12 protein-coding genes and 1 pseudogene are annotated in these 11,435 nt (G+C 61.7%); 8 read left to right on the forward strand and 5 right to left on the reverse strand.

Annotated elements, in window-relative coordinates; all coding sequences use genetic code 11:
- Positions 1-55: 55 nt before the first annotated feature.
- Positions 56-835: pseudogene (locus QT222_RS14395) on the forward strand (alpha-amylase family glycosyl hydrolase); the annotation flags it as partial.
- A gap of 12 nt (positions 836-847) precedes the next feature.
- Here QT222_RS14395 and QT222_RS14400 read toward each other — a convergent pair.
- A complete protein-coding gene (locus QT222_RS14400; protein WP_491477559.1) occupies positions 848-1,492 on the reverse strand; it encodes a VOC family protein in 645 nt (214 codons plus the stop codon).
- Positions 1,493-1,635: 143 nt separating this feature from the next.
- Between QT222_RS14400 and hisF the strand changes: the two genes are divergently transcribed.
- On the forward strand, positions 1,636-2,448 hold the full coding sequence (gene hisF / locus QT222_RS14405; RefSeq protein WP_491477560.1) for an imidazole glycerol phosphate synthase subunit HisF: 813 nt from the start codon (positions 1,636-1,638) through the stop codon (positions 2,446-2,448).
- A 223-nt stretch (positions 2,449-2,671) separates the two neighbouring features.
- A complete protein-coding gene (locus QT222_RS14410; RefSeq protein WP_004572631.1) occupies positions 2,672-3,268 on the forward strand; it encodes a DUF1684 domain-containing protein in 597 nt (198 codons plus the stop codon).
- Between the two features lie 93 nt (positions 3,269-3,361).
- Here the strand turns inward: QT222_RS14410 and QT222_RS14415 are convergent, their stop codons facing one another.
- On the reverse strand, positions 3,362-3,652 hold the full coding sequence (locus tag QT222_RS14415) for a DNA-directed RNA polymerase subunit L (protein WP_004572632.1): 291 nt from the start codon (positions 3,650-3,652) through the stop codon (positions 3,362-3,364).
- Between the two features lie 26 nt (positions 3,653-3,678).
- Positions 3,679-4,665, reverse strand: a complete 987-nt coding sequence (locus QT222_RS14420; RefSeq protein ID WP_491477561.1) for an MBL fold metallo-hydrolase — start codon at positions 4,663-4,665, stop codon at positions 3,679-3,681.
- 147 nt (positions 4,666-4,812) lie between these two features.
- Between QT222_RS14420 and QT222_RS14425 the strand changes: the two genes are divergently transcribed.
- From QT222_RS14425 to QT222_RS14435, 3 genes are read left to right on the forward strand one after another with little or no spacing between them, the layout of a single operon-like run.
- Positions 4,813-5,934, forward strand: coding sequence for a DnaJ domain-containing protein (locus QT222_RS14425; RefSeq protein WP_491477566.1), 1,122 nt, complete (start codon positions 4,813-4,815; stop codon positions 5,932-5,934).
- A 58-nt stretch (positions 5,935-5,992) separates the two neighbouring features.
- Complete coding sequence (locus QT222_RS14430) at positions 5,993-6,667, forward strand: MBL fold metallo-hydrolase (RefSeq protein WP_491477562.1); 675 nt, start codon at positions 5,993-5,995, stop codon at positions 6,665-6,667.
- Between the two features lie 48 nt (positions 6,668-6,715).
- Positions 6,716-7,522, forward strand: coding sequence for a DUF4097 family beta strand repeat-containing protein (locus tag QT222_RS14435; RefSeq protein ID WP_491477563.1), 807 nt, complete (start codon positions 6,716-6,718; stop codon positions 7,520-7,522).
- A 338-nt stretch (positions 7,523-7,860) separates the two neighbouring features.
- Here QT222_RS14435 and QT222_RS14440 read toward each other — a convergent pair whose 3' ends face one another.
- A complete protein-coding gene (locus tag QT222_RS14440) occupies positions 7,861-8,487 on the reverse strand; it encodes a uracil-DNA glycosylase family protein (protein ID WP_491477564.1) in 627 nt (208 codons plus the stop codon).
- A gap of 88 nt (positions 8,488-8,575) precedes the next feature.
- Entirely contained in the window at positions 8,576-9,049 is a 474-nt protein-coding gene (locus tag QT222_RS14445) for a DUF5793 family protein (RefSeq protein ID WP_004572638.1), read from the reverse strand.
- Positions 9,050-9,158: 109 nt separating this feature from the next.
- Between QT222_RS14445 and QT222_RS14450 the strand changes: the two genes are divergently transcribed.
- Positions 9,159-9,656 (forward strand): DUF7549 family protein, encoded by a 498-nt coding sequence (locus QT222_RS14450; protein WP_004572639.1) that lies wholly within the window; start codon positions 9,159-9,161, stop codon positions 9,654-9,656.
- 89 nt (positions 9,657-9,745) lie between these two features.
- Positions 9,746-11,435: type II/IV secretion system ATPase subunit (locus QT222_RS14455; protein WP_491477565.1), on the forward strand; the 1,690-nt coding region annotated here is incomplete at its 3' end.

Genomic DNA, 11,435 nt, shown 5'->3' on the forward strand with positions numbered 1-11,435 from the left:
GACAGACCCCGCTCGCTAGCCCTATCACGAGTGGTCGCCGCGGGTACTCAAAGAGACGACGTCCCACAGGTTGGACGGACTCGCCGACGCTCGCTGGACCTCGCTGTTTCCCCACAATCACGACCACCCGCGCATGGTCTCTCGCTCCCCCGACGCCGGCGACTATCGCACGGAGTCAGCTAACCTGCTCGCGACGCTTCTGCACACCCTCCGCGGAACGCCATACATCTATCAGGGCGAGGAGCTGGGAATGACAAACTATCCCTTCGACTCCCTCGACGAGATACGCGACGTGGACACCATCAAGAACGTCCGCGCCGCCCAGCGGTCGGGGCGACTCGCCGACGAAGACGTGATGGACCTCGTCCGCTACCGGACCCGCGACAACGCCCGAACGCCGATGCAGTGGGACGACTCGCCCAACGCGGACTTCACCGACCCCGACACGACGCCGTGGATGCCGGTCAATCCGAACAAAGACGAAATCAACGCCGCGGACGCGAGAGACGACCCGAATTCTATCTGGCACTACTACCGCGACCTCATCTCGCTGCGCAAGGAGCGCGACGTGCTGGTTTACGGCGACTACGACCTCCGTCTCTCCGACCACGAACGGTTGTGGGTCTACACGCGGACGCTGGAGACGGACGAAGGGCGTTCAGATACCTTGCTCGTCGTTCTCAATTTCGGCGGCGACGAAACGGTCTTCGAGCCACCTGCGGACCTCGTCGGGACCGATGCGAGTCTACTCGTCTCCAACTACGACGCTGATATCGAATCGGTCGAGCAGACGACGCTTCGCCCGTGGGAAGCCCGCGTCTACGACCTCGCGTAGATTCCACTGCGACTACGGCCTCGCGTGGTCTCCCGTCCCATCCGCATCTTCGACCAGCGACCGCATATCGAACCGCTGTGTCTCGACTTCGCTCCCGCCGAGAAGTGCCCCCGTCACTGCGGGAGTCGACTCGCGCACGGGGACGACCCGAAGGTTCGTCACATCGCCGACGACTGTCCGAATCGCCCGGTCTATTTGGTCGCGCGCCTCCACCGGGACGACCAACGAAACTTCGCGGAAGTGGCAGTCGGTCGCGTCGCCGAGTTCCGACACGAGGTCGCTGTCGGGCGACTGGAGTTCGATTCGGAAGCCCCACGGGGTGACGAGGAACGTCCGGCGCTCGTTTTCAGTCACCGACCAGTCGCGCGCCTCGGCCCGCTCGACGACCGCCGCAATGTCGTCGACTATCACGCCGAAGTGGTCGAACGCCAGTCGCGGCGCTGGCGTGAGCGTCACGTCGGCTGTGCCGCCGCGGTTCGTCTGTAACCGAAGTCGGAAGTCGCGTGGGGCATTCTCGTCGGGTTCCAGCGCGACCGATTCGCCGTCGACCGAACCGAAGCGCGCTGCGGGCGTGATGCCGAACGACGAGAGGACCGTGGCCGCATATTCGACATCGGGAACGTGGTAGTGGAGGTGGAAGAGAGTCGATGCATCCATGCCACTGACAAGTCCGGAGAGCGGTATCAGTGTAGCGCCACCGCCGCCAGAGCGGCCACTTCCACGGGCTGGACGCGCCGAGTGGAGCCACCTGCCGTAGTCGAAACGGTGAAACGGCTCTTTCGCCAACGATTCGGTAACGAATGCTCACGAAGCGCATCATCCCCTGTATCGACGTCGACCTCGACGAGGACGGCAATCCGGCCGTCTACACCGGGGTCAACTTCGAGGACCTGAAGTACACGGGTGACCCCGTCGAGATGGCCAAACGCTACAACGAGGCGGGCGCGGACGAGTTCGTCTTTCTCGACATCACGGCCTCCGCCGACGGCCGCGAGACGATGCTCGACACCGTCTCGAACGTCGCCGACGAGGTGTTTATCCCGCTGACCGTTGGTGGCGGCATCCGCACCCGCGACGACATCAAAGAGACGCTCCGCGCCGGTGCCGACAAGGTCTCTATCAACACCGCGGCGCTGGAGAATCCCGACCTCATCGAGAAGGGTGCCCGGTCCTTCGGAAGCCAATGCATCGTTATCTCGGTCGACGCCCGCCGCCGCTACGACGAAGAAGGCGAGTTCTACGCCGACGTCGACGGCGAATCATGCTGGTTCGAATGCACCGTCAAGGGCGGCCGCGAAGGAACCGGCGTCGACGTGGTCGAGTGGGCCCGCGAGGCCGAATCCCGCGGTGCTGGCGAACTCTTCATCAACTCCATCGACACCGACGGAACGAAAGACGGCTACGACATCCCGCTGACGAAAGCCGTCTGCGACAACGTCTCGACGCCCGTTATCGCCTCCTCCGGGTGTGGCGGTCCCAAAGACATGTACGAGGTGTTCACCGAAGCCGGTGCAGACGCCGGTCTCGCCGCCTCTATCTTCCACTTCGACGAGTACTCGATTCAGGACGTAAAGGAGTTCCCCGACGACCACGCCGTGCCGGTTCGTCTGTAAGGAAAGCCACTCCTTCCTGTTCGGTCGTTTTTTCCGCTCCCTTTTCCGTCCTCCTTCCTCCTCCCCCTTCCTCTCCCCCTTCCGCTTCCCCCTTCCGCTCCCCCTTCCTCTTCCCCCTTCCTGCTGCGGGCATTTTCCGCGCATCCCCTCCTGTTGCGGTCGTGCGTCCCCTGCGCAGTCGGAACCAATCTTAACCTCATCTGGCGACAAATCTCGATTCGCGATGACCCACGACGCTTCTTGGCTCTCAGAACTCCGGAAACACCGCGAGCAGAAGGACCGCTTTCTCGCCACGGATACCCACTCGCCGATTCCGGCAGACCAGCGCGAACACTTCGACGGTCTCGATTACTTCGACCCCGACTCGAACCTCCGATACGAACTCGAACTACAGGAGTACGACGACCCCGAAACCATCACCATCGGGACGTCGACCGATGGCGAGCGCGAATACCTCGTCTGGGGCCGCTTCGCGTTCGAACTCGACGGGGAGACGTACGCTCTCGACGCCTACCGCTCGACTCCCGACGAGGACCGGCTCTGGGTCCCCTTCCGCGACGAGACGAACACGAACGAGACCTACGGTGCTGGCCGGTATCTCGACCTCGAAGCGTCCGACCGGACCGACGACGGCCGGTGGGTCCTTGATTTCAACTACGCGTACAACCCGTTCTGTGCGTACTCTCCACGGTACGAGTGTCCGCTCGTTCCGATGGAAAACTGGTTGCAGGTCCGCATCGAGGCGGGTGAGATGAACTACGAAGGACCCGGCGGCTCAGAAGGTGGACACAGTGCGCAGGGCCACGGGCACGCCGACTAAGCGGGCGCGACCAACAGAAACAGCGTCTACGCGAAAGGCTCACACAGAGACGCGTCGCTCAGCGGGTGAGAAACGAAGAGAGAAGTCCGTAGATTAGGCGTCGATACCGGCTTCGTAGGCCGAAGTGATGTTTTCGGCGGTGTTCTGTACGCCGCGGGCGGCCTCCCCGAGCGCGTCGAGGGGGTCGACGCCCGCTTCCGTCTTGATAGAGAGCACGGGGTCCGTCTGGCCGCCGGACTGTTCGGGGTTCACGTCGTAGGTGGCCGCAGTGACGCTTTCGGTCTCGAGGAGTTCACCCTTCAGCACGTTCATGAAGGTGTGGTCCTCGCCGCCGATTTCGATGCGGAGTTCCTCGTCGGTCTTGTCGATGACCCGCAGTTCCATGGCTCTCCGTTCCCTCCAGCGGCGTTTTAACGTTTCGTCTCGGGTACAGGGACGAGTTCGTCTACTGCAACGTCGCCGGCGGCCGCCACGTACTCGGTGCCGTCGCGCTCGATAACGCCCTCGGCGACGAGGTGGTCGAGGTGGGCAAACGCCTCGCCGGGACCGTGGAGGATGTGGATGTTCGAGAGGTCGCCGAAGAGGTGGGCACTCACGGTCCATGCGTTCGCCGGGCCGTGTTCGTCGAGCACCGAGAGGACGCGCCGGGTGCGCTCGCGGTGGTGCTCGGCGATGACGCGCGCTCGTTCTGCCGGGTCGTCGATGGGGTCGCGGTGACCGGGCCACGCCCGCGCGAAGTTCTGGTCGGCGAGGCGAGCGAGACTGTCGAGGTAGGTTTCGAGCGGTCGGTCGACCCGGAGGTCCGCGCCGCCGACGTTCGGCGTGTATTTCGGGAGAATCACGTCGCCGACGAACGCCTCGCGGCCGTCGTCGCCGTCGAAGGCAAAGGCGCTCAACCCGGCGGCGTGGCCGGGGAAGTGGACGACTTCGAGTTCGTCGTCGCCGGCGGCGATTCGGTCGCCGTCTTCGACCGGGGTGACATCGACGCGGTCGCCCTGTAGTTCGTCGTGGCCGTCGAGGAACGAGGTCACTTCGTCGAGCGGGCCATCGGGAATTCCCCATTCGCTGAAGCGGCGGTCGCGGATATCGCGCTCTTCGGCGAGCGCTTCGGGGTCGCCAGCAACGATACCGGCGTCGTCCGCGTGGACGTAGACTGACGCGCCACTTTCAGTCTGTAGTTCACCTGCCAAGCCGGTGTGGTCCGCGTGCCAGTGCGTGAGGACGATTGCTTCGAGGTCGGACACCTCGTACCCGGCCGCCTGCAAGCCGTCTCGAACGTCGTGCCGAACCGAATCCGTCGCGACGCCGACGTCGACTAACGTCGGTCGGTCGCCGGGGATGAGGTATGCGTTGTTCCGGCCTTCGAAGACGGTGTTTCCGAGCCGAATTCGTTCCATGCGGCCATCTGGCCGTGGAGGTTCATGATTATTCCGAAGGAACTCGGCGGTGTCAGTGACCCGTCAACACCGAGGGTGGAGAGACATATCAAACGCTGATATGCCCGGTACATTCAAAAGCCGTCGTTGCATCGAATCGCACATCGAATGCCGGTGGACTTCTACGAACTCCTCGGGGTCGAACGCGACGCCGAGAGGGGCGAAATCAAGCAAGCCTTTCGCCAGAAGGCGCGGGAGTACCATCCCGACGTCAACGACGACGAGCGAGCGCCAGCGCAGTTCACCGCCGTCAGAAAGGCCTACGAAGTCCTCACCGACGAGGCAGAACGCGCCGACTACGACCGGATGGGTCACGGGAAGTACGTCGAAAAACGGCTCGATGGCCTAGCCAAGTTCAAGTTCCCCGGGCAGGCCGGACAGGAAGAGAGTACGGATACAACCGACACAAACGCCCGCTCGTCTTCTTCGGGGTCGTCTTCCTCATCGTCCGCTTCCTCATCCTCGTCGTCCGCTTCGTCTTCCACTTCCTCGTCCTCGTCGTCCTCATCGGCCCGGTCATCTACGCCGAATCAGTCGTCGCCCCGTGCTTCCTCCTCGCGGACCACAGCTTCGCGGTCATCGTCCGCAGGGTCGACATCCTCGTCAACTGGGTCGTCCAGCGGGTCGTCCCGAACTCAAACCAACCGTCGGTCATCAGACACTAACCGCCGAGCGTCGCGAACCGGCGGCGGGAGAACGACCAATCGGTTCGAGCGCGAGAAAAACCGCTCTGAAGCTACAACCACGACCGAGCGCGACGCGACGAACCCGCTTTGGTACGGATGGGGACTCACGCTCGCCTCACTGCTCGTGTATCTCGGTAGCTTCGGGTGGTACCTCAGCACAACTGGTTCAGAGTTCGTGACGGCGCTCCTCTCGATAGACACGGGTGCACCGGTACAGGCGCTTCTCGCGTCGTCTCCACTCTCGCTCCCGAGTATCGCCGCGCTGCAAGTCGCCGCCTCGTCGTCGCCGACGACGCTCATCCTCCCGGTGGCTTCGGTCCTTCTCGCGACCACGCTTCTCGCCGTCATCGGTCGATTCGGACACGCGTGGACGACGTGGCTCTACGCGTTGGCTGCCATCGTTCCGGTGCTGGTCATCGCGGCGGGCGCACTCGGATTCACTCGGCCCGTTGCTATCGACCTCTTCGGACTCGTGATTTGTCCCCTTATCGGGGGCGGCGGGTTCTTGGCCGATGCCGGTCAGTACCTCTTTGCCTCCCGGTAGGTCACCGAATCGGACGAGTCTGCCGACGGTTTTTGTCGTCTGAGCGCAAGGTCGATATATGAGTGCGTTGCGCGACTCGGTCCGTCGGTTTCGACTTCGTGGGGTGAATGCGTATCTCGTTTCCGACGATGGCGACGTGGTTCTCGTCGATGCTGGCACGCCGTGGGACCGCGACCGGATGCTGCGTGGTCTCGTCGATGCCGGGCTTACTGCGGGTGACATAGACCGCGTCCTCGTGACGCACTACGACCTCGACCACGTTGGGACGCTTGCTGCTCTCGGACTTCGCTCGGACGTCCCAATCCACATCGCAGAGCCGGACGCGTCGTATGTGACGGGACAGTCGAAGCCACCGATTCGCTCGCACAAAGGTCTCCTCCAGCGACTCTTCTCCCCACTACTTGAACGGCCGACGAACCCGGTCGAAGTCGTCAACGACGGCGACGATCTCGGCGGATTCGTCGCGTACCGAACGCCGGGACACACACCCGGGCACACTGCATACGTCCACGAGCAACACGGCGTTGCGTTCGTCGGCGACATGGCCCGCGAATCGGATGGAAAACTCGCGCCAACGCCGTGGGTGATGACTGCCAACAGAGCCGAAAACCGCCGAAGTATCCGCGAGTTCGCCGACCGTTGTCCGGCAGTCGACGTGATTGCGACGGGCCACGGAGACCCGATACTGCAGTACGGATACGGGGCGTTGAAACGTCTCGCTGACCGCGTTTAAAAACCTCAGTCGAAAAACATATCGTCATTCCAGGGTGTTTGTGAGTACATGTTATCCCGCACCAGACGTTCCTTCCTTCGACTCGGTGCTGCGCTTGGAATCGCCGGACTCGCAGGGTGTACGGCACCGGGAATCGAGGCACGCGAAGAAGAGACTCGAACAGTCTCGGCCGCGGATGTCGAATCAGTCGAGGTACTGAACAGTAACGGAGGTATCCAGATTCACACGTGGGATGAAGACGGAATCGAGCTTCACATCGTCAAACGTGGATTTTCCGCTGACGATTTCGACTCGGTGCAGGTCGATGCAACGGGGGACAAACCACTCACTATCGAGCGAGTCGACCAAGCTGAGGCTGCCGACCGAGTCAGCGTCAACCTCGAGGTTCGCGTCCCGCCGGAACTCCCAGTCGGTCGTGCGACGACGACGAATGGGGGTGTCGACATCCAAGGGACCACCGGTGACCTCGAAACGCAGTCGACGAACGGAAGCGTCGAAGCACGCCGAATCGACGGGTTTGTGGCGCTTTCGACCACCAACGGAAGCATCACTGCACAGGACGTGGGCGGCATCGACACGGCCCAGACCACGAATGGCTCGGTTGAAGTAGACGTTCCAGCGATTCGTGACGACACGACTATCGAGTCCTCGAACGGGGGCGTCGATGCGGCGCTCGCTCAGGAACTAAGTGTTGAACTTGTCGCACAGACGACTAACGAGTCGGTCGAATCGACTGGCCTCTCGTTGTCCGACGCCACTTCCTCTCGGACCGGGCTAAGCGGGACGCTCAGTGAGGGTGGGCCGACGCTCGACGTATCGACCAGTAACGGCGACATAGAGCTGTCGCTCTTGTAAGGAGTAAGAGCGGGGACCGCGGCCGAGCGCGAGTCCCCGGACTGACCAAGCCACTGCGAGGAGCACCAGTCTCACAGTTGCCTGACGCGCCCGGCGGAAATGAATCGAACCACGCGCGTCATCACCACGTTGGATGCTTGTTGTAAAAAGTCCTTTGTTCTCGCCAATTTGGACCATGGCCTCCAGAACCTCTGGATAAATATACTCTTATTTCACCCATTTAGCCGCATTTAGTGAACAAATGATAACCCTAATGGTTCTTACTGGACGAACGAACGGCAGAATCGTGAAGAATTCAGAGAATCGAACGACTACGGTCGAATACGGTCGAAAGTACGTTATCTGACCAGGTACGGGTCGGCTCCGGGCATGAATCGACCGAGATCGGATTCACGGCGGAAGTCGGTCGACTGGAGTTCCAACAGTCCAGCGACGAGTTCGTCGTGGTCGCCGTCGTCCCACTCTACCGGGTCCTTGATAGGCAATACGAGAAAACCACTGCCTCGAAGTTCTGTTCCGTGCAGTTCCTCCATGTCGATGGTCGTCTTCCAGCCGACGGACGTGTAGTTGTTCAACACGTGTTCCGTCGCCACCGCGCCGACCGGGAGGAGTACGTGCGCGGCGATAGCGCGGAGTTCCGCGTCGAAGAACCGCTCCATGTCGGTATAGTCGGCTGCTGTCGGGGTTCCGTCCGGCACGCACATGTGCAGGTACGAAAAGAACGTTCGGTTTACTGTCGGTTCGTCGCCCGTCGTTTCCAGCAGACCGGCCTCCTTGAGCGCCGCTTGGAATCCATCATTCGCATCGGTCGTAAACGGCACGCCGGTTTCGACACCGCCGTGGACGTCCGGATGGTCGCCGATGACGTGAAAGTCAGCGTTGGCGTCGCCGTAGCCGGGGACGAACCGGTCACACGACGGTCGCATGTCGAACGGGTTTCTCGTGCGGTCGGTTACGTTCCTCACGCTACGCTCTGCGGAGGCAGCCGATAAAGAAGACGTGGTTCGGGCCGATATCGTACATTAACGAACGTGAGCGTCGGAGTACCGCGGCTCAGAGTTCGACGCCAGAGGGGATGAGACTCTGACCGCGAAGCAACGTTCCATCGCCGTCGTAGACGAGGAACGTCGACTTCTCAAAGGTCGCAAAGTGCTCACCTTCGATAGAGACATCCACGCGATATCGTCCGTCGATATTGTCCGAGGCTCGACCATACTCGCGAGCCGCACCGATAAAGTGGAGTACGTCGTCCGCGTGGGCGTTGAGTTCTAGTACGTAGTCGCCGGTCAGTCGGTCTGTCACACTCACGACGCCTCGTGCATCAGGGTCGTCGATAGCGCCTTGAAGTCGGAAGGTCACGTCCAACTCCTTGGCGGCGAGTACCTCGCCACCGGAGGCGGTAAAGCGCGCTCGAAGCTCTTCGGGCGGGCCATAGAAGTCGATGGAGACCGTCGGTTGGTGAGGGTCACCGCTGTCCTCGTACCAATCGACGTCACGGACGTCGAGTTCGAAGTAGTCACGCCGCATTCCGTATCCCTTCGTTGTACTGCGCTACGTATTAACGTGACGCCGCTTTGCCGACCGATATCCGGATGTGGTCGGTAGTTTTTACCCGTCGCACTGTGCCGATTACCGCATGGTTTGGGTCCGCTCTGAACACGCAGGTGCGCTGGCAGTCATCTCGACGTGGCTCTGTGCACTCCTCCCGTGGAACATCACGTACACGGCGAACATCGCTGGGGTGAGCCTTCTGTACGTCAGATTTCCGTTCGCCGAAATCCAGTATGCGTGGGGACTCTCCCAGCGCGTTGCCGTCCGCGACCCCCTTTCCGCGATGGCGCTCCAGTCGGGGCAGTCTGTCGCCACCGCCTATCAGGCGTGGGTCGTCGGCGCGGCGCTCATGGCGGTCGCCGTCCTCTTTTCGGTCGTCTACTACCTGCGCGAAGAGCGGGTCGAAGCCGGTCCCGTCGACCCGGTTCGACTCGCTGGGGGTCTCCTCGGACTCACCGGCGTCGTTCTCGCAGTCGCCACGTATCTGTTGGCGACTCGCGGGATTCCCGGCATCCCGCTCCCGCTGGGCGTCATTATCTCTCTCGTCTTTGGCGGCGTGTTGCTGACAGTCGACCGCACGTGACTGCACACTCGTAAGCAGCGTATATTCACAATTCGCGGACCATTTAAGTAGGGACCCACCTTACCATCTGACCAACTCACCGGGTGACGATGGCACGAGAAACCAAGGGAGACGCGAGACCGCCATTCGATTCGTCGGCTGACCGAGGAGTTTTTCGACTCCTTCGAGACGGCGAGTTCGACATCGCTGCGTCAGAAATCCGTCGAATCCTCCAGCGGACCGCGGAGATGCTTCGCGGGTCGAATCTCGACGTGCTGCCGTTGACCCCGGGTGAAACACCACTCGGAACCTACGACATTCCCGACGGACACCACGAAATCGACCGCTACTGGGTAAATGCCCCGTTCGCGTACGTAGTCATTACCTACGACACGGACGCAACCGCCCATCAGTACCACACTGTCGAACCAGACCTCGACGAGTTCGAGGCGTCGCTGCTCGAACGCGTTCGAACCGACATCCGCGACCCGCTGTTATACCGACAGAACGCCGACCCGACTTCCGAAAAGGCGCTTATCGAGGAGTTGCAGTCGCTTCTCGAACAGTACGGGCTGGAATTGGGGATGGACTCGTTTTACACGCTGTTGTATTATCTTCGGCGTGACTTCCATGGATACGGCCCGCTCGACCCCCTGATGGACGACCCGCACATCGAGGATATCTCCTGTGACGGGTACGACCTCCCGATTTTCGTCTACCACGACGAGTACACAGACATCGGGACGAACATCGCCTTCAGAAAGGAGGAACTCGATAACTTCGTCATCCGCCTCGCACAGCGTTCCGGGCAACACATAAGCGTCGGCGACCCGGTACTCGGGACGACGCTCCCGAACGGTGCTCGTGCGGAGTTGGCACTGGGCGAAGAAGTCACTCCACGAGGGTCGGCATTCACCATCCGATTGTACGCCGAAGAGCCGTTTACTCCCATCGACCTCGTGAAGTACGGCACGTTCTCCATCGAGCAGATGGCGTACCTGTGGCTCTGTATCGAACACAACAAGAGCCTCATCTTCGCGGGCGGAACTGCGTCCGGGAAGACTACCTCGATGAACGCGGTGTCGATGTTCGTTCCGCCGCGGTCGAAGGTGCTTTCCATCGAGGACACCCGCGAACTCGCGCTGTACCACGACAACTGGCTCTCGTCTGTCACCCGTGAGCGACTCCACCAGGGGTCGGACATCACGATGTACGACCTCCTTCGGTCGGCGCTTCGTCACCGCCCCGAGTACATCATCGTCGGCGAGGTTCGTGGCAAGGAAGCCGTGACGCTCTTTCAGGCGATGAACACGGGCCACACGACGTTCTCGACGATGCACGCAGACAGCATCGAGACGGTCATCAACCGACTGGAGAACGAACCGATTAACGTCCCTCGTGCGATGGTCCAGTCGCTCGACCTGCTTTGTGTGCAGACGCTCACCCGTCACGAGGGCGAGCGCGTCCGCCGTTCGCAGGCTATCGGCGAAATCGGCGCAATCGACCAGCGGACGGGCGAACTCGACTACTCGTCGGCCTTCTCGTGGGACCCCGAAGACGACACGTTCGACCGGAACGATAGCTCGCTACTCGACGAGATTCAACGAGAAAACGGGTGGTCCCGGACCGAACTCCGGCGCGAACTTCGAAACCGCGAGAAGTTCCTTCAGTACCTCCTCGACAAGGAAGTCTCCGACTACCGACGTTTCACCGCGCTCATCAACGAATACTACGCCGACGCAGACGATGTGATGGCGCGCGTCGAAGCCGACGAGAACGTCGTCGATACCAGCTCTGCCT

The sequence above is a fragment of the Haloferax sp. s1 genome (genome assembly GCF_058382125.1).

Bases quoted from the DNA above. Each gene is read 5' to 3' on its own strand.
- QT222_RS14400 (WP_491477559.1), bottom strand. From the start codon at position 1,492: ATGGATGCATCGACTCTCTTCCACCTCCACTACCACGTTCCCGATGTC.
- hisF (WP_491477560.1), top strand. From the start codon at position 1,636: ATGCTCACGAAGCGCATCATCCCCTGTATCGACGTCGACCTCGACGAG.
- QT222_RS14410 (WP_004572631.1), top strand. From the start codon at position 2,672: ATGACCCACGACGCTTCTTGGCTCTCAGAACTCCGGAAACACCGCGAG.
- QT222_RS14415 (WP_004572632.1), bottom strand. From the start codon at position 3,652: ATGGAACTGCGGGTCATCGACAAGACCGACGAGGAACTCCGCATCGAA.
- QT222_RS14420 (WP_491477561.1), bottom strand. From the start codon at position 4,665: ATGGAACGAATTCGGCTCGGAAACACCGTCTTCGAAGGCCGGAACAAC.
- QT222_RS14425 (WP_491477566.1), top strand. From the start codon at position 4,813: ATGCCGGTGGACTTCTACGAACTCCTCGGGGTCGAACGCGACGCCGAG.
- QT222_RS14430 (WP_491477562.1), top strand. From the start codon at position 5,993: ATGAGTGCGTTGCGCGACTCGGTCCGTCGGTTTCGACTTCGTGGGGTG.
- QT222_RS14435 (WP_491477563.1), top strand. From the start codon at position 6,716: ATGTTATCCCGCACCAGACGTTCCTTCCTTCGACTCGGTGCTGCGCTT.
- QT222_RS14445 (WP_004572638.1), bottom strand. From the start codon at position 9,049: ATGCGGCGTGACTACTTCGAACTCGACGTCCGTGACGTCGATTGGTAC.
- QT222_RS14450 (WP_004572639.1), top strand. From the start codon at position 9,159: ATGGTTTGGGTCCGCTCTGAACACGCAGGTGCGCTGGCAGTCATCTCG.